The sequence below is a fragment of the Paenibacillus thermoaerophilus genome (assembly GCF_005938195.1).
Taxonomy (GTDB): domain Bacteria; phylum Bacillota; class Bacilli; order Paenibacillales; family Reconciliibacillaceae; genus Paenibacillus_W; species Paenibacillus_W thermoaerophilus.
Window position 1 is genome coordinate 53,672 of record NZ_VCQZ01000002.1, and the last position, 16,456, is coordinate 70,127.

The 16,456-nt window shown below is 60.1% G+C and carries 20 protein-coding genes; 1 reads left to right on the plus strand and 19 read right to left on the minus strand.

The window, feature by feature from the left end:
• Window positions 1-181: 181 nt before the first annotated feature.
• From FE781_RS01690 to FE781_RS01720, 7 genes are all read right to left on the minus strand, one after another.
• Window positions 182-1,198, minus strand: coding sequence for a biotin--[acetyl-CoA-carboxylase] ligase (locus FE781_RS01690; protein ID WP_138787910.1), 1,017 nt, complete (start codon window positions 1,196-1,198; stop codon window positions 182-184).
• Complete coding sequence (locus tag FE781_RS01695; protein ID WP_138787911.1) at window positions 1,195-2,544, minus strand: CCA tRNA nucleotidyltransferase; 1,350 nt, start codon at window positions 2,542-2,544, stop codon at window positions 1,195-1,197. The genes FE781_RS01690 and FE781_RS01695 overlap by 4 nt, the downstream gene beginning before the upstream one ends.
• 42 nt (window positions 2,545-2,586) lie before the next feature.
• A complete protein-coding gene (gene bshA, locus FE781_RS01700) occupies window positions 2,587-3,753 on the minus strand; it encodes an N-acetyl-alpha-D-glucosaminyl L-malate synthase BshA (protein WP_138787912.1) in 1,167 nt (388 codons plus the stop codon).
• Window positions 3,754-3,812: 59 nt separating this feature from the next.
• Window positions 3,813-4,511, minus strand: a complete 699-nt coding sequence (gene bshB1, locus FE781_RS01705; RefSeq protein ID WP_138787913.1) for a bacillithiol biosynthesis deacetylase BshB1 — start codon at window positions 4,509-4,511, stop codon at window positions 3,813-3,815.
• The gene (mgsA, locus tag FE781_RS01710) at window positions 4,508-4,960 is read right to left on the minus strand and encodes a methylglyoxal synthase (protein ID WP_138787914.1); all 453 of its coding nucleotides are present in this window, start codon (window positions 4,958-4,960) and stop codon (window positions 4,508-4,510) included. The genes bshB1 and mgsA overlap by 4 nt, the downstream gene beginning before the upstream one ends.
• A 24-nt stretch (window positions 4,961-4,984) precedes the next feature.
• Window positions 4,985-5,788, minus strand: coding sequence for a 4-hydroxy-tetrahydrodipicolinate reductase (dapB, locus tag FE781_RS01715; RefSeq protein ID WP_138787915.1), 804 nt, complete (start codon window positions 5,786-5,788; stop codon window positions 4,985-4,987).
• A gap of 99 nt (window positions 5,789-5,887) precedes the next feature.
• Window positions 5,888-6,247 carry a nucleotide pyrophosphohydrolase gene (locus FE781_RS01720; protein WP_246067989.1) on the minus strand — a complete coding sequence of 120 codons (360 nt, stop codon included), beginning with the start codon at window positions 6,245-6,247 and terminating at the stop codon, window positions 5,888-5,890.
• A gap of 153 nt (window positions 6,248-6,400) precedes the next feature.
• Between FE781_RS01720 and FE781_RS01725 the strand changes: the two genes are divergently transcribed.
• Window positions 6,401-7,270, plus strand: coding sequence for a YitT family protein (locus tag FE781_RS01725; RefSeq protein WP_138787916.1), 870 nt, complete (start codon window positions 6,401-6,403; stop codon window positions 7,268-7,270).
• Here FE781_RS01725 and FE781_RS01730 read toward each other — a convergent pair whose 3' ends face one another.
• The 12 genes from FE781_RS01730 to FE781_RS01785 form a co-directional block, all read right to left on the minus strand.
• Window positions 7,271-8,167, minus strand: a complete 897-nt coding sequence (locus FE781_RS01730) for a sporulation protein YpjB (protein ID WP_170209390.1) — start codon at window positions 8,165-8,167, stop codon at window positions 7,271-7,273.
• Window positions 8,168-8,210: 43 nt separating this feature from the next.
• Window positions 8,211-8,876 carry a DUF1405 domain-containing protein gene (locus FE781_RS01735; protein WP_138788104.1) on the minus strand — a complete coding sequence of 222 codons (666 nt, stop codon included), beginning with the start codon at window positions 8,874-8,876 and terminating at the stop codon, window positions 8,211-8,213.
• Between the two features lie 68 nt (window positions 8,877-8,944).
• The gene (locus tag FE781_RS01740) at window positions 8,945-9,820 is read right to left on the minus strand and encodes a menaquinol-cytochrome c reductase cytochrome b/c subunit (RefSeq protein WP_138787918.1); all 876 of its coding nucleotides are present in this window, start codon (window positions 9,818-9,820) and stop codon (window positions 8,945-8,947) included.
• An 18-nt stretch (window positions 9,821-9,838) separates the two neighbouring features.
• Window positions 9,839-10,510: a menaquinol-cytochrome c reductase cytochrome b subunit gene (qcrB, locus tag FE781_RS01745; protein ID WP_138787919.1), complete on the minus strand. Its 672-nt coding sequence runs from the start codon at window positions 10,508-10,510 to the stop codon at window positions 9,839-9,841.
• A 16-nt stretch (window positions 10,511-10,526) separates the two neighbouring features.
• Window positions 10,527-11,060 (minus strand): QcrA and Rieske domain-containing protein, encoded by a 534-nt coding sequence (locus FE781_RS01750; protein ID WP_138787920.1) that lies wholly within the window; start codon window positions 11,058-11,060, stop codon window positions 10,527-10,529.
• Window positions 11,061-11,251: 191 nt separating this feature from the next.
• Window positions 11,252-11,746: a DUF2487 family protein gene (locus tag FE781_RS01755; protein WP_138787921.1), complete on the minus strand. Its 495-nt coding sequence runs from the start codon at window positions 11,744-11,746 to the stop codon at window positions 11,252-11,254.
• 164 nt (window positions 11,747-11,910) lie between these two features.
• Window positions 11,911-12,102, minus strand: coding sequence for an IDEAL domain-containing protein (locus FE781_RS01760; protein WP_138787922.1), 192 nt, complete (start codon window positions 12,100-12,102; stop codon window positions 11,911-11,913).
• 32 nt (window positions 12,103-12,134) lie between these two features.
• A complete protein-coding gene (locus FE781_RS01765) occupies window positions 12,135-12,647 on the minus strand; it encodes a gamma carbonic anhydrase family protein (protein ID WP_138787923.1) in 513 nt (170 codons plus the stop codon).
• 87 nt (window positions 12,648-12,734) lie between these two features.
• Entirely contained in the window at window positions 12,735-13,871 is a 1,137-nt protein-coding gene (locus FE781_RS01770) for a hypothetical protein (RefSeq protein ID WP_138787924.1), read from the minus strand.
• Between the two features lie 136 nt (window positions 13,872-14,007).
• Entirely contained in the window at window positions 14,008-14,586 is a 579-nt protein-coding gene (locus tag FE781_RS01775; RefSeq protein ID WP_138787925.1) for a histidine phosphatase family protein, read from the minus strand.
• Window positions 14,587-14,597: 11 nt separating this feature from the next.
• A complete protein-coding gene (locus tag FE781_RS01780) occupies window positions 14,598-15,221 on the minus strand; it encodes an anti-sigma factor family protein (protein WP_138787926.1) in 624 nt (207 codons plus the stop codon).
• Entirely contained in the window at window positions 15,218-15,811 is a 594-nt protein-coding gene (locus FE781_RS01785) for an RNA polymerase sigma factor (protein WP_138787927.1), read from the minus strand. Before FE781_RS01785 ends, FE781_RS01780 begins: the two co-directional genes overlap by 4 nt.
• Window positions 15,812-16,456: the final 645 nt, after the last annotated feature.

A 16,456-nucleotide genomic window follows, 5' to 3' on the forward strand; every position in this document is an offset into this window, starting at 1 on the left:
ACGTCTCACATGGAAGAACAGGATTGTTCTTTTCCGTCCCGGGCTCGCGGCTCCAGGCGGAATCCAACCATCGCATTCCGTAAAGCGGATTTGATGTTGTCCTGTGATCGGTGAACGAGTGCGGTTCGGTTCAGCGATACCGCCTCATCAAAGCCAGTATAACACTTCGCGGACTCGGCCTTCAAGCGTCATCCGACACCCTTCCCGGCCTCGGGCCGGGAACGATCGGGATTTCGCCGGACATCACACGCTCCAGCGTCCCGTCCGGCTTCCGGACAAGCAGGGCGCCCAAGTCGTCCAACCCTTCGGCGACGCCTTCGATCGTCCCTTGCGGGCCGTTTACGGCAACCGGCCGGTTCAGCGTAACCGACAGCGCTTCCCACAACGACCGGATGGGACCGAATCCGTCGCGGTGATAGGCGTCGTACAGCGTCTCGAACTCATTCAGAAAAGCGGCGAGAAATTCCGCGCGGTCGACCGTTTTGCCGGATTCGATACGCAGCGAGGTGGCGATCGCCCGCAGTTCTTCGGGGTAGTCGGACGCCTCCAGGTTCACGCTGATGCCGACGCCTGCGATCACATGACGGATGCGTTCATCCTCGGCGCTCGATTCCAGCAGAATGCCGGACACTTTGCGCCCGCCCGCGAGAATGTCGTTCGGCCACTTGATGCCGGCGTCGACGCCGGTCTGCTTTCTCATCGTCCGGCACAAGGCAACAGCCGTAAGCAAGGTGATCTGCGGCAGCAAGGTCATCGGGACCCGAGGCGTCAGAATCATGCTCATGTAGATGCCTTTGCCGATCGGCGAATGCCACTGCCGGCCCATGCGGCCCCGCCCGGACGTCTGTTGCTCCGCGAGCACGATGGAGCCTTCCTTGGCCCCGTCCTGCACCCATTGCTGCGCCACCGTTTGCGTCGATTCGACCGTCTCCAGCAGCTTCCACGAACGCCCGATCGTATGCGTGGCGAGACGCGGAAGCACTTCGTCCAGGCGGATGCGGTCGGGCAACTGCACGAGCCGGTAGCCTCGGCGGGGCGCCGATTCGAAGCGGTACCCCCGCAGCTCCAGCGCGCGTATGTGCTTCCAGACAGCCGAACGGCTGACTCCCCACTGCCGGCTCAATTCCGCCCCTGACAACCACTGCCCGGGCCGGGCGCGGAACCATGCTTCGAGCTCGTCCGTTTGCACCAGCTTCATCGTTCGTCTCCTTCCGTAAGACGTCGCTCCGCACTCCGCTCCATCCGGCGGAACGCCTCCAAAAGCGCTTCGGGCGTATTGCCGATCCGCCCGAGCGCCGCCTCCAGCCACAGCCGGTCGAGTGTCTCCCGCAGCCACGGTCCGGGCTTCCTTCCGGCTTCACGCGCGAGCGACAAGCCGTCGATGCCGAGCGATTCGCGCGACCATACCCGGACGCTTTCCGTCCATTCGGGCGCGAGCGACAGAAGACGATTCCACGAGTCCTCGGGCGTCGGGTCGTCGCTCGCCAAGCTCGCATCCAGAGCGGCCATCTCCAACCAGGCGGCGGAGGCGGACCTTCCCCAGCGAAGCGCCGCTTCGGTCCATTTCACCCGGCCGGCTTCCGTTCCTCGGGCGTCCAATAATCGGGACAGGCCTTCGACCTCGCGGCCGAAATCCAGTACGGCTCTGACCGAACGCAGCTTGTCCCGCGAGAACCGAAGCCGCGTCATCGCCGTCTGGGCCTCTTCGGGCCCCGCCTTCAGCAGCCGCCATAACGACGCCCAGCGGGCCGCGGGAGAGGAGAGCCGCGACAAATCCGGCACCGCTTCTTGATCTTCAGCCAGCCGCTGCCACTCCTGTTCGCCGACGCCGAACGGTTCTTTCATATGGCGCGGCAATCCGCTGCGGGCCAGCAGCCGTACGCCGCGGCGCGGATCGGGCCCTTCCAGCGTCTTCTCCAATTCCGCTTGCACGCGCTCCATCGCGACATGCGCCAGCTTGGGGGCATGTTCCAACACGGCGTTCCAAGTCCGTTCTTCGACGGCCAGGCCGTAGCGGCAAGAAAAACGGATGCATCTCAGCATCCGCAGCGCGTCTTCGGCGAACCGCTCGGCAGGGTCGCCCACGCATCTCAGCACGCGGTCCCGCAAGTCCCGCTCGCCGCCGAACGGATCGATCACCCTCTCGGACCGGTCCATGGCCATCGCATTGATCGTAAAATCGCGGCGCCGCAGATCTTCCGTCAGGTCCGAGATAAATTGGACCGACTTCGGCCGGCGGAAATCGGCGTACTCGGACTCCACGCGGAACGTCGTCACCTCGAACGACAAGCCCCCTTCCAGCAGCACCGTAACCGTCCCGTGCTGCAAGCCGGTCGGCACCGTCCGTTCGAACAGCGCCATCACCTGCTCCGGCCGGGCGGAAGTGGCGATGTCGATATCGTGAACGGGGCGGCCGAGCAGCCGGTCTCGCACGCAGCCGCCGACATAATACGCTTCATGGCCGGCTTCCTCCAGACGCGCCAGCAAGCCGGAGGCTGCGCTCCATATCGATTGGGTTGCCTGATCGCGATTGGCATCGCTCACTGCGTATCCTCCTTCGCAGGGCGGCGGTCGCCGCCCGGTTGCTTACAGGCAGGATGCCGGCTCCAACGGCTCCGGCGCCGGAAGCCCCAGCACCCGGTAATAAATGCGTTCGTATTCGGCCGCGATCAGGTCGTTGCAGAAGGTCAACCGGGCGCGCCGGACGCAAGCTTCCGACATGCGGGCGTACATGTCGCGGTCCGACAGCAGCGCGTCGACATAATCCGCCATCTTCTCCACGTCGCCGACGGGAGCCAGGAAGCCGGTCTCCCCGTGCGTGATCAGCTCGGGAATGCCGCCCGTATCGGAACCGACCGTCGGCACCCCGCAGGCCATGCCTTCCAGCGCCACCAGGCCGAAGCTTTCCTTCTCGGACGGAAGCAGCAGCACGTCGGCCAACGAAATGACTTGCGCGACATCGTCCTGCTTGCCGAGGAAGACAACCGAGTCCTCCAGCCCCATATTTCTCACCTTGCAGTGCACTTTCGACAATTCGGGCCCCTCACCCACCAGCAGCAGCTTGGCCGGGCGTCTGCGGCGCACGTTGGCGAATATGTCGAGCACGTCTCCGACCCGCTTCACCGGCCGGAAATTCGAGATGTGCATCAGAATCGCTTCGTCCGGATTCGCGATCTCCCTGCGCCAGGCGGCCACGTCCCGCGGATAATACACGCGCTTGTCGACGAAGTTGTAAGCGAGATCGATGTCGCGTTCGATGCCGAGAAGCTCCCGGGTTTGCTTGATGAGATCCATGGATACGGCGGTAACGGCATCGCTCTTGTCGATCGCGAGCCGGATAATATCGCTTAACGATTGGTCCTGGCCGAGAATCGTGATGTCCGTGCCGTGAAGCGTGGTCACGACCTTGAGCCGGTCGCCGACCATCTGCTTCGCCAGATAAGCGCAGATCGCATGAGGCACCGCATAATGGACATGCAGCAGGTCGAGGTTCTGCATTTGCGCGACTTGCGCCATTTTGCTGGCCAATGACAGGTCGTACGGCGGGTACTTGAACACGTAGTAATCGCTGACCTCAACCTCGTGATAAAACAGGTTGCGGTGGAACGCCCCCAGCCGAAACGGCAGGCTGTGCGTAATAAAGTGCACTTCGTGGCCTTTCTCCGCGAGCAGCTTCCCCAATTCCGTGGCGACGACGCCCGAACCGCCCAGCGTAGGATAACAGGTGATGCCGATTTTTAGCGGATTGTGCATGGCTCTCCAACCTCCCAGGACCAGGGTCGCGTTGTTTTTCATATATATTCCGCCAATGATTAAAACAGATGCACGAGATGCGGAAGCTTGCTCGCGAAACCCTCGGCATAACGGGCGGATACGCGTTGGCCCAGCAGCGAATCGCGGGCTTCCACGCGTTCCAGATAACCTTGATTCAGAGGCGTCGCCACGGCATCGCCGCCGGCCGTGAATTGGCTGGCGTACGCGCGCAGCGAATTCCGCTTCGCCTCGTATACGTCGGAGACGTCGACGGCGACTTCGGGATCGGCGACGTCGTTGATAAAATAAAAATACAAACGCTCGACGTTGTGGGCAGGTCCCGCTTCCGGCAAATAACGGCGGAGCTTGGCGTTAAACACCGCCTCCTCCGCCAGCCGGCTCGCCGCCACGTGGTCCGGATGCCGGTCCTGCCAATACGGCGCGAAGACGATCCGCGGACGGCACCGGCGAATTTCCCCGACCATGCGGTCGACCGCGTCCGGGGCCCGCAGCAGACCGCGGTCCGGCAGACGCAGGTTCGACCGGTAAACCAGCCCGAGCGCGCGCGAAGCCTCCGCCGCTTCCTGCTGGCGCAGCTCCGGCGTCCCGTTCGAGGACATCTCCGCGAGCGTGAGATCGCATACGCCGACGCGCTTGCCCGCGGCGGCGTGCTTCGCGATCGTGCCGCCCATGCCGATCTCGGCGTCGTCGGGATGCGCTCCGAAGATGAGAATATCCAGCGGCTCCATCCCGATCATCCGCCCGTACCCGCTTGCGGCGACAAATCTTCCGAACCGGCGGGCTTGTACTTGTGAACAAGCTCACGCCATCCGAAATCCCCGCGGTCCAGGGCGCGCACGAGCAGCTCCGCCGTCGCGATATTCGTGGCGACCGGAATGCCCTGCACGTCGCACAGCCGGAGCAGCGCGATAATATCCGGCTCATGCGGCTGCGCCATAAGCGGATCGCGCAGGAAAATCACCAGATCCATCTCGTTCTGGGCCACCAGCGCGCCGATCTGCTGGTCGCCTCCGAGCGGCCCGGACATAAACCGGTGCACGGGAAGACCCGTCGCGTCCATAATCCGCTTGCCGGTCGTGCCGGTCGCGTAAAGCCGATGCGGCCTGAACACGTGGGCGTATGCGGTCACGAACAGAACCATTTCCTCTTTCTTGCGGTCATGCGCGATAAGTGCGATGTTTAACATAAGGTGCCGCCTCCTGCAATGGCCTCAGTCGATAAACGACTCGAAGCCGTATGTGATGCCCTGCAGTTCCATCGCTTTTTTGACGGCGATATTGACGCCGGGCATATATCCGGCCCGGTCGTACGAATCGTGGCGAATTTTCAAGGTTTGTCCGAATCCGCCGAAGATCACTTCCTGCTGGGCGAAGACGCCCGGCAGGCGCACGCTGTGAATGCGGAAGCCATTGTAATAGCCGCCGCGCACCCCTTCGATCGTCTCCTCCTCGTTCGGGTTGCCCTGGCGCAGCTCCTGACGGTTTTCGGCGATTTTTTGCGCGGTCAGAATCGAGGTTCCCGAAGGCGCGTCCAGCTTCTGGTCGCCGTGGTATTCGATAATTTCCACATGCGGCATATATTTGGCGGCTTGGGCGGCAAACTTCATCATCAGGATAGCCCCGATGGAGAAGTTCGGCGCGACGATGCCGCCGATGCCCCGTTCGCGGCACAGCTTGTCCAGCTCCGCGATTTGCTCCTTCGTCAGCCCGGTCGTGCCGATCACGGGCCTTACTCCCGCGCGGACCGCTACGACGGCGTTGTTCCAGACGGCCTGAGGCGTCGTGAAGTCGACGAGCACGTCGGCTCCCGAAGAGATCAGGGCGCGCTCCAGATCCGTATCGACCAGGACCCCGCAAGGCGCTTGTCCGATCAAAACGCCGATATCGGCGCCTTCATGGGAGCGGTCGATTGCCGCCGCCAGCGCCAGCGATTCGTCACCCAACACCATTTTGACGACTTCTTTGCCCATGCGGCCGCTTGCTCCCGCAACCGCGACGCGGATTTGTCTGTTCATCGCGTGTTTTCCCCTTCCGATTTTGCATTTCTGTCTCGTATGCGCCCGGATGCCGCCGCGATTCGGTCCCGGCCGGATCGCATTGCGACAAACGCGGGATCAGGTATCTTTTCTCGTCCAACGGTTCGCGTCTCTCGTCCGGAATTTGTGCATCACGCGGTCATGCGCCTCCGCCAGGTCGATGCCCAGCGAATTGGCGAAGCAGATCGTGATAAACAGCATATCTCCGAGCTCCATCTCGATGGAGTTCTCCGGTTCGTCCGCTTTTTTCGGCTTTTCGCCGTACCGATGATTGACCTCCCGGGCCAGTTCGCCCAGTTCCTCGCTCATGCGGGCGAGCATCGTCATCGGCTTGAAATACCCTTCTTTGAACTGCGAAATATAAGCGTCGACCTCCAGTTGGAGGTCTTTGAGCGTTTTTTCGTTGCGGAGCCGCGACTCCAGCGACATCTCCGTCATCCCCCACCTCTATCGCATCGCGGGCGGAACCCCGATTTCCGTTCCTCCGCAGTCTTTTTCCTATTATATCAGGTTGACCCTGCCAGTCAAAGCCGTCGAAATGCGATATACTAACAGCAAACGCCTACTCCATCGACGGGGGATTTGGAACCGATGAGCAAAAGCAATTGGATCTCGCATCTCAAAAACACGCTGCCGATCGCGGCCGGCACGGCGGTATACGCCTTCGGGTTGCATTACTTCATCATTCCGAACGAACTGATGGAAGGCGGCTTGACCGGCGTCGCCGTTCTGCTGAAGTATTTGCTGGATATCCCGACTTCGGTGACGACGCTGGTCGCCAACATTCCGTTGTTCTTGATCGGCTGGAGGGTATTGGGGGCCGCTTCGATGATGTATACGATCTTGGGGACGCTGCTTCTGAGCGGTTGGTTATGGGTGATGGAAGTCGCGGTCGTCACAGGCAGCCTCGAACCGTTCAAGACGGACGACGTTCTGCTGGCGACGCTGTATGCGGGGGTGACGATCGGGGCGGGGCTCGGACTCGTGTTCCGCTTCGGGGGGACGACCGGAGGCGCCGATATTTTGGCCCGCGTCTTGCACAAATGGCGGCGGGGGTGGAGCATCGGGCAGATCATCTTGTGCGTGGACGTGCTCGTTATCGGCTCTTCGCTGCTGTTCCTTCCTCGCGAAAAGGTGTTGTATACGCTGGTCGCGGTGTTTATCGCCTCGCGCGTGATCGATTTCGTGACGGAAGGCGCCTACCAGGCGAAGGCGTTTCTCGTCGTGACGACGCGCCCCGACGCGATCGCGGAGCGCATCACGAAGGAGCTCGACCGCAGCGCGACGATGATTCCGGCCCGGGGCGCCTATTCCCGCGACGACAAGCAGATCGTGTACTGCGTGGTGAACCGGCACGAGGTGCGGCAGCTCAAGACGATCGTCAAGTCTGCCGACCCCGACGCGTTTCTGATCATCAGCGACGTTCACGACGTCATCGGAGAAGGGTTCAAGCCTTATTAACTACAGCCCGATCTTATCTTCTCCGCGGTCAGGCCGTCTGGCCGGCACGACGGCATCCGTCTCGAACCGGTACATCCGGAAGCCGGCGTATGCCAAGGCGGCGAGCACAGCCCCCGCCATCGTCAGCGTCCACAAGATCGGCTGGCGTCTGTCAAGGGGAGCCGCCATCGTCGGGGCGTCCCTGCCGCCGTCGAACAGTTGCTTCAGCTCGGCGTTCAGGTCGCCGGAACGATCGATCACCTGCTTGTAATCGACGGGCTCGCTCCTGAGCTGCTGTTGGATCGCGCCGATCAGCGACTTGAGCTTGGCGAGCTCCGTCTCCTTGCCGCTGATGCGCAGCGCGGGCTGCAGCAGCCGCAGCGTTCCCTCCAGCTTCGTCAGGGCCGCTGCCGCTTTCGCTTGGCTGCGCTGGCGGGCTCCCATCTCCAACTGCTCCGCGTCGCCGAGCGCTCCCGTCCTGTATTGGCGCCACATCGGCTGATGCGGATGAGACAAGGCGTCCGTCGCCAGCCGGAGCCGGACGGCGGCCCATACCGCCTCTTGCGGCTGGAATCCGGCGGCGCTGACGACTTCCTGCGCTCCCGTGACCGTCTCGGTTAACGCCTGTATGCCCCCGACGGTCGTTACGCCTTCGTAAGGAATCTGCGTCACCTGCTCGGCGATCGACCGGAGCGTAGCCCGGGCCGCCGATACGTTCCCTTCGTCCACCTGCGTGACGAACCGTTCCGCGGTCTTGTCCAATTGATTCAGTTGATCCTGCGTTTGCGAATCGATCGAGACGGCCATGCCGGATGAAACGGTATGGCGCTGCACGCAGCCGGCGGCTGACCCCAGCAGCAGCAAGGCCGTTACGCTTCCCACCAGCAACAGACGGCGTCCGGTTCGTTTTGACGTCATGTCCATCCCTCCCACTGCTATCTATATGGAGGGATGTCCGAGGTTAGACCTGTCCCGTTCGCCTGCGCCTGCGAAGAACCGGACCGAGGAGAACCGCGAGAAGCAGACTGAACAGCGTCAGACACACGGTAAAAAGCGCGATCGCCGGCAGATCGTCGAGCAATTCTTTGTACAGCCACGGAAAGATGCCCAAGGAATAATCGAAGAGATCGTTGAACAGCGTCCACAAGCCCGCCGCCAGCGCCGAGCCGAGCCCGTACCGGAACCAGGGAGCAAATAGGAGCGCCTCCAGCGCCATGCCCAAATGCGAGACGATCAGCATGTAATCCTGCCATTGCAGCGCATCTCCCTGCATCGCTCCGGCCGCAATCATCGCGACGGCCCATATCCCGTATTTAAATGAAGTCAAGACGGCAAACGCTTCCGCGAAACTTCTCAGCGGCGTCGGACGCTTCGGCTCCCGTCCGTTCTCCAGATACAGAATCCCGATCGCCAGCGTAAAAAACAAGCTCGCCGTCGGGCTGTCCGGCACGAACGGAAGCAGCATCGGCAGCCGCTTCTCCGTAACGGTCCACACCAACTGTTGGCCGTACCAGATATAACCGTATATCGTTCCCGGCACGTTGATCAGGAGCAGCAGGCCCAGTACCCAACGGCTCGTCCAGAACGAACGGTCGGCGAGCGAGCGCCACGATAACGACGGCAGCATCGGACAAGCTCCTTTCTTCGCAAAAAACCTGGCCGCGCCTTTCACGACCAGGTTTTCTGTTTCGCGCATTATGCTTTTTTCTGCTTCGCCAGCCATTCGGCCAGTTGATCGATCTCGGCGTCGGTGATGCCTTTGGCTTTGAGCGCATTCGCTTGCGCGCCCATGCCGTTGTAGCCGTTGTTGATAATATCGAGAATTTGCGCTTTGTCGTGCTTGTCGCCGATTCCGAGCAGAGACGGGTTGCCGAACTTGCCCTTCAGGTTGGCGTCGTGGCATTGCACGCAAGTCGCTTTCTGATAAATCTCATAACCCGGCTCGTCCTTGCCGACGATCGCCACGGTTTTCTGCTCGCCGCCGCCTCCGCCGGCTTTCGCCGCTTCCTTCTGTTCATGGCGCTCTCTCTCGCGCTTGATGTGCTCGGGAACGACGCCTTTTTCTTCGAGGCCTTTCTCGTAATGCTCCCAAGATACGATCGTCAAGTGAACCATCGAGATGAGCGTCAGGAACATCAAGGCCGAAGCGATCGGACGGCGGTAGAACCGGCGCTCCTTGCCCGTGTCGAGGAACGGGGCAAGCAGCAGCGCTCCGAACATGATTCCCGGCACGCCGAGCGTGCCCAGAATGACCCAGTCCCCGGAGACATACGGGTACTTCAGGAATTGATACAGGAACAGGAAGTACCAGTCAGGCATCGGGATAAATCCCGGCGTCAGCGGGTCGGCCGGATAACCGAGCGGAGCCGGCTCCTGGATGACGAGAACCAGGAAGCCCACCAGCACGACGACGCCGACCATCCATTCCTTCAGCAGGAAGTTCGGGATGAACGCTTCCGATTTGCCCGGATATGCCGAGTAATCCGGAGGGATCAACGGCTTTGTCCTTTTTTTGACGCGCGAGTCGCCCACGTAGACGACTTTCTCGTCAGATTTGTGTCCATGAGCCACGTATGATTCCTCCTCTCATTATAGCGGGCCCGAGATGCCCTGTCTGCGGATCATCAGGAAGTGAGCCGCAAGCAGTCCGAGCAAGGCGGCCGGAAGGAAAAATACGTGAATCGCGAAAAACCGCGTAAGCGTCTGAGCGCCTACGATGTCTCCACCCTGCATGAGCAGCTTGATGTATTCGCCCACAAACGGCACCGAAGAGGCGATCTGGATCGTAACCTTCGTCGCGAAGTACGCTTTGTTGTCCCACGGAAGCAGATAACCGGTCAGACCGAGACCGATCATCACGAACAGGATCAACACGCCGACGATCCAGTTCATCTCGCGCGGAGCTTTATACGATCCCGTAAAGAATACCCGAAGCGTATGCAGGAACATCATGACGATGACCAAGCTTGCGCCCCAGTGATGCATGCCGCGCACGATGACGCCGAATGCAACCTGATGCTGGAGGTAGTCCACGCTCGCATAAGCGTTTACGATATCCGGCACGTAGTACATCGTCAGGAACATGCCGGACAAAATCTGAATCACCGTAATAAAAAACGTCAGTCCGCCGAAGCAGTACACAAAGGCGGAAAAGTGATGCGCCGGGTTCACGTGCTCAGGAACTTCGTGGTCCGCCACGTCGCGCCAAAGCGGCGTAATGTCCAGGCGCTCGTCGATCCAGTTGTAGATCGCCTTGATCATTTACGTATGCGCCTCCTTACTTGACACGTGAGTTCGGGATGACCGGCCCCAGATATACCCAGCCGCCTTCCAGTTTTACCTCGTACTCGTCCAGCGGCGCCGACGCAACGGCTTTTTGTTTGCCGTCTTTGTCATAGTGCGCTTCGTGGCACGGACAGAAAAACTCGTTCGGGAAACGAGAGTCCGTGTTCCATGCGACCGTACAACCCAAGTGTTTGCAGATCGGCGACAACGCGTAGATCTTCCCGCTGTCGTCCTTCGCGATCCAAGCAGCGAATTCGGGGTCGCTCTCGTACCAACCATCCACTTGGTGCTTCTTGAATTTGACTTCCGTAGGCGTCGTCGTTACCTTGCTTTCCTCGATCACTTTCACGTAATCGCTGCCCGATTTCGGCCTGATAATCGGGTCCACCGCGAATCGGATCATCGGAACCGTCATTCCGGCCGCCATGAACGCTCCGGCGCCGCCAAGGGTGTAGGATAGAAACTGCCGGCGAGACATCTCGCGTTTTACGACCGGTTTCTCTCCCTTATGTTCTTTTTCCTGCATGCGTCTACTACCCCCCTTACCGCTCACGAGATCACGTCGTTCTCCGACATTTTTCCACAATACACAAGGACATTACTAATAATAGCCGAGTCCATGTGGAGCGTCAAGGACGATCCCGCTCCCGCACGACGCGGGGAAAGAGCGGCGTAAGAAAAGTTTGCGATTTTGTCACAACTTTCCCAAACTGAACTTTAGGGTTGCCCGTTGCGGTCATTTCCATTCAAGGCGGAAGCGTCCGTTCTCCACAACAGCCGAACCGCTTCCGACATGGCGTCGCCCCTCGGCCGCGAGTCGACGGAATGGGGAATGCCTGGAACATCCGTGCCCCGATAAACGCCGGCCGGTCCGAAGATCAGATCGGCGGAAGGGACGGGTTGGGTGAAGATCGTCCGCGGAGCAACCACGACGACGAACCGGAACCCTCCGCTTTTGAGCGAACGGCACAGCTCCTCGGCGCGCCGGCTCGTCTCGTCGCCTTCTCCGAGATAATGCGCCGCAGGGTATGTAACGGTCCGGCCTCTGAACGGTCCCTCCAGCGGGTCGAGCCAGTCGCGCAGCAGCTCAAGCGCTTCCGTGGCGATCCACGGGGGCTCGTCCCCTTTCAAACCGGTTACCGGCAGCAGGCACGTATCGAGGTAAGCCCGCAGCTCCGGCCACCGGTCCGCGGCAATTTCGCTGAATTTCATGCGGTATCCTCTCCTTCGGCGATGTTCGGGCGTTCGCCCGAATCAGCCAGCCAAACTCTATTTGCCTATTTTAACACAAAGAAGCGGTCCCGTCCCAACAGGGAGGCGACCGCTCCTGACCGCAAGTTTGTCTCCGGCTTCGTCAGCGCACGTTTTTTACGATCTCAGGAAGCCGACGATAACAACGTTCGAAGCTCGCTCGTCAGCTCGAGAAACAAGGCCTCGTCTCCGGACGCGAGCGCCCGGTCGATCTCCCGGTACAGGCAAACTTCGCGATGCTTCCGGATCGATTCGTCCAATACCATTTCCGCCATGAGGCTGAGCAAGGCCGCATAGGCGGTATCCTTCTTATCCATGGCGCAACCCTCCAATGGCGTCCGTTTCAAGATTATTCGGATTCTCTCTTGAATTCTTCCGCTTTGACGATGTAACTCTCCGATGTACGTTTCATCCGGGCCAAGTCCTCCTCGGTCAATTCCCGGACGACCTTGGCCGGAGACCCGAGAGCGAGCGTGTACGCCGGAATCGATTTGTTCTCCGGGACGAGAGAACCGGCTCCTATTAAAGCATATTCACCGATTTCGGCGCCGTTCAAGACGATGGCCCCCATGCCGATCAATGTGCCGCTGCCTATGCGGCAGCCGTGTACGATCGCGCCGTGTCCGACCGATACCCGGTCGCCCAGAATCAGCGGTTGATTCGTATTGACGTGCCCGATGACGCCATCTTGCAGATTCGTCCCCTCTCCGATCACGATCGGGGCAAGATCGCCGCGCAGGACGGCGTTGAACCAGACGCTGGAGCCGGGGCCGATCTCGACGTCGCCGATGATTTTCGCGCCGGGTGCCACGTAGACCGATTCGTGCAGACGCGGGCGTCTTCCGTTGTACGGATACAGCATGAGCAATCGCTCCCTTTATATATAGAAAGGATTTTCTCATGTTGTATCATTCCGGGGAGCGTTTGGCAAGACGCTCCGGCCCGGCTTTCAGTCCGCCATGCCGATCAGGCGTATCCAGGCGCTGCCCGAATCCGTAATCCGGACGACGGCCGCGCCGTCCGGGCACTCGCCCAATCGGGCAAAACCGAGATGGACGAGCATCCGGACGATCCGCTGCTCGAAGACGGCTTGCGGCGAGTCGTAATAAAACGGCTTGATGAGCGGACACAGCAGCCGCCCGAGCGACTCTACCGTCGCCCACCGCCCCGCCGCCAGCCGGTCCAGCCAGTGCACGATGGAATGCAGGTTGTAGACGGGGATGCGGTAAACCCGCAGCCAATACCGGTACAGTTCTCCGTCCGATTCCTTCGCCCCGTCCGCCAGCCTGTTTTCGCCGTCCCGCGTAAGCAGCAGTCGGTCCTGCGCCTCCGATATCCAGCCCCGGTGATAGACGTAGTCGTACAGCAGCGCGAACCGGTTCGGATAGTCCCGGAACCGTCTGCCGTAGCCGAATCGCCAGCCTCCCTTCGACAGCGGTTCCTCCGGCACGTTGAGCCGTTCGAGAATTTGCGCCTGCCCGCGCTTGTAGAGGCTGCCGTCGGCCGCAAGCTGAGGCTCCAGGTCGGCCACCGCCCGCAGCAGGATGACGACGTCGCTTCCCAGAAGCCCTTCCTCGCCCCGAAATGCCGGCGGTTCGTCCCGGTAGTCCAGGCGGCCGGCGAACTTCTCCGCCAGCGTGTCTCCGAATCTCCGCCGCAAATCCGCCGGTATGCGGAACAAGTAGCGCGTCTGCTGGGAGTGGCCGTTAAACAGCCAACCCATCTGTTTAAAGCGCGAGATCGTCTCGCGCGGCGAGGGCGCCTGCCGCTCCCGTTCGGCTGCCGCGCCGCCTGCGGACGCAGTCGCTTGCCCGGCCGAATCGAATTGGGCTTGCCGCGCGCAGGCGATCAATTCTTCCAGGCTGTATGTATCCCGCGGCTCAAACAAGATCGAATTGAGGAACCGCAAATCCTCCATCGTTAATCCCGATACTTGGGATTCGAACACCTCGCGACGGTTCAGCTTCGACAATATCGCTTGAATCAGCTCGCGTTTGGAATGGCCGTCGCATTCGCACTGATAGGTTTTGGCGATGCGGCTCAATTCGTGAATGTCCGCGTAACTCAGCATGTCGGCCAAATCCACGGCGGCACCTCCTCTCTGATTGCCTGACGGCGCAAGTTTCGAATAGTACCAGTATGATTGATTTGGCCCCGGGATAAACGTCTTGACCCTCCAAGTTGCGGAGGCGCCGCCAAAAAACAAATGCGCCGTCCGGGCATCAGCCCGAGCGGCGCGTCTCCATGTTCAGATGATCCGTGCAATTATACAGCAAGCAATGCCATTGTCCGTTCCGTTTCTCCACGACGGTTAACGACGTATTCCCGATGGGACCCGCCGTCAGATCCGGAATCAGGCGGGGCAGCACTCTGGCGAGCAGCCCCCCGTGCGTCACGGCCAGCACACGAGCCCCAGGATACAGACGGTCCGTCTCTTCGATCCAGTCCATCGCGCGCGAGACGACTTCGTCGTCCGATTCCGCCCCGCCGATCTGCGCGTCTCCCAGCTGCGATCTCTCCTCGAACGTCATGCCTTCGGCATCGCCGAACGATTTTTCCCTCAGCCGGGGATCGATGCTTCGAACGGGAATTCCCGCGACGGCTTCGACCGTCCGGGCCGTCTCCAACGCGCGCCGAAGATCGCTGGTGGCGATCCAATCCCAATCCTCGCGGCGGAATCTGGATGCGATGGCCAAGGCCTGGTCTTTTCCTTTCGCATTCAGCGGAATATCGGTCTGTCCCTGGATGCGCCCGAGCGCATTCCAATCCGTTTCTCCGTGACGGATCCAACCGAGCTTCAAACCGGCACCTCCTACCGTCTTACCCTTACGAACCAATTTAAGATAAACAGGGACGAAATCAATCCGAGCAGTGACAACACGAGCAAATAATTGGTGGAGTAATCAAGCGGCCCCATTCGGACCATGGCCGGGTCCAGGACGACGCTCGCCAGCGTGACGCCGGAGGCTGCCGATCCGGAGTCCTTGACGGCCGTCACCGCCGGACTGGCACTCGCCACCTCCAGCATCGAGCCGTAGACGACGGCCGTATCCGTCCTGTCGCTCATCATGCTGAACAGGAAGCTGAACAGAAACAGCGAGACAAAAAAGGCGATCAGCCCGGTCACTTTGCGGCGGAACGGATTGGAATACGCATAGACCTTGTCCACCAAAGGCAAACGCCAGTTGTCATCTTGATAGATGCGGTTCATGACGGCTTGCGTCAGATCCTTCCTGTCTGGCGAATCCGGGACGGCCGCCGCGTCGATGTCCGGAAGCCTCAGCTCCCGGACCATCTCCATGCTCTCCCGCCACCATTCGAATTCGCGCCGGCAATCGTCGCATGTCCCGATATGCCGATCCACCTCGCGCCTGGAACGCTCGTCGAGATCATCCCAATAAGATGCGATAAGCTCTTGAATGTCCGGACATTTCATCGATGCTTCATCCCTTCGATCTGCCGATCCATCCGCTCCGTCATATACGTCTCCAGTTGATCCTTGACGCTGGATCTGGCCCGGAACAACAACGACTTGACCGAGCTGACGGTCTGCCCCAATATATCGGCAATCTCCTGATAATCCATTTGATCGTACTCCCGGAGGATCAAAGCCGCCTTCTGCTTCTCGGGCAACCGGTTGATCGCGTCTCTCACCATCGTGGCGCGTTCCCGGCGCAGAGCGTTCGGCTCCGGCATCGATTCGGCGCAAGCGATCGGCACGTTCATCGCGTTTTCCAGCGGCACTTTGTGCGTTCTTTGTTTGCGCAGCTCGCTCAGCACCGTGTTGCGCGCGATCGTGTACAGCCAGGTGGAGAACGACGCTTCCGCTTCGCGGAATCCTCCCAGGCTGCGAAACGCTTTGTATAAAGTTTCTTGCGTCAGATCCTCGGCCATCGATTCCAACCCCGCACTGCGAAGCATCTGGTAGATGAACCCGAGAATTTTACGCTCGTAACGACGCATTAATTCCGCATATAACTCGACGTTTCCGTCTTTAACTTCGCGAATAAGCTGGGAATCGGTCACCGACTGACCTCCTAACCGTGCACCCTTCGGCCCCCATCCCGCAATCCGTCCTGACAGTATCTACTCGAAGGATCGCTGAAAGTTGCGCGATATTCAACGTTTTTTTGCGAGACTTCTCTATCCATGTAAAATTCGGCTTAAACCGGCAAAACCCTTCTTCTTGCGACATAAAAAAACACGAAACGGGAACGCTCCCGTCCGGCGGCAACAATCGGGCATGCCTGCGTCTGCAGACGCCCACCTTAACCAATATATGCGGCTTCCTCCGCGGTCGGAACCTGGAACGCCTAATAAAGGTTCCAATGTTCCTGTATGGCAAAAAAAATCCGCCAACAAAAGTTGGCGGCCGCACCGGAGTGCAAGATTCGGATAGGAGTGGAGAGAAACCATACTGTACTTTTATTATATGTATACGTTTACATTTTGTCAATAGCTGAATTGTAAACGCTTTATGATTTTTTCGGGGAGTTGACCGTTGCTGTATTCGGCCCGTTCGGCCGCTCTTTTTCGCGTGCGGCGATGGTTTTTGCTTGTGGGCGATGTTTTTCCTGCACACGCGCCTGACGGTTGGACTAAGGACGCTAACGATGCAGGCAGGCTGACAACGAGCCGTATTTCCGGCGGTTGGCGTTGCCAACTGCGACT

Bases quoted from the DNA above. Each gene is read 5' to 3' on its own strand.
- FE781_RS01690 (WP_138787910.1), bottom strand. From the start codon at position 1,198: ATGAAGCTGGTGCAAACGGACGAGCTCGAAGCATGGTTCCGCGCCCGG.
- bshA (WP_138787912.1), bottom strand. From the start codon at position 3,753: ATGCACAATCCGCTAAAAATCGGCATCACCTGTTATCCTACGCTGGGC.
- bshB1 (WP_138787913.1), bottom strand. From the start codon at position 4,511: ATGATCGGGATGGAGCCGCTGGATATTCTCATCTTCGGAGCGCATCCC.
- mgsA (WP_138787914.1), bottom strand. From the start codon at position 4,960: ATGTTAAACATCGCACTTATCGCGCATGACCGCAAGAAAGAGGAAATG.
- dapB (WP_138787915.1), bottom strand. From the start codon at position 5,788: ATGAACAGACAAATCCGCGTCGCGGTTGCGGGAGCAAGCGGCCGCATG.
- FE781_RS01720 (WP_246067989.1), bottom strand. From the start codon at position 6,247: ATGACGGAGATGTCGCTGGAGTCGCGGCTCCGCAACGAAAAAACGCTC.
- FE781_RS01725 (WP_138787916.1), top strand. From the start codon at position 6,401: ATGAGCAAAAGCAATTGGATCTCGCATCTCAAAAACACGCTGCCGATC.
- FE781_RS01730 (WP_170209390.1), bottom strand. From the start codon at position 8,167: ATGACGTCAAAACGAACCGGACGCCGTCTGTTGCTGGTGGGAAGCGTA.
- FE781_RS01735 (WP_138788104.1), bottom strand. From the start codon at position 8,876: ATGCTGCCGTCGTTATCGTGGCGCTCGCTCGCCGACCGTTCGTTCTGG.
- qcrB (WP_138787919.1), bottom strand. From the start codon at position 10,510: ATGATCAAGGCGATCTACAACTGGATCGACGAGCGCCTGGACATTACG.
- FE781_RS01750 (WP_138787920.1), bottom strand. From the start codon at position 11,060: ATGCAGGAAAAAGAACATAAGGGAGAGAAACCGGTCGTAAAACGCGAG.
- FE781_RS01755 (WP_138787921.1), bottom strand. From the start codon at position 11,746: ATGAAATTCAGCGAAATTGCCGCGGACCGGTGGCCGGAGCTGCGGGCT.
- FE781_RS01760 (WP_138787922.1), bottom strand. From the start codon at position 12,102: ATGGATAAGAAGGATACCGCCTATGCGGCCTTGCTCAGCCTCATGGCG.
- FE781_RS01765 (WP_138787923.1), bottom strand. From the start codon at position 12,647: ATGCTGTATCCGTACAACGGAAGACGCCCGCGTCTGCACGAATCGGTC.
- FE781_RS01780 (WP_138787926.1), bottom strand. From the start codon at position 15,221: ATGAAATGTCCGGACATTCAAGAGCTTATCGCATCTTATTGGGATGAT.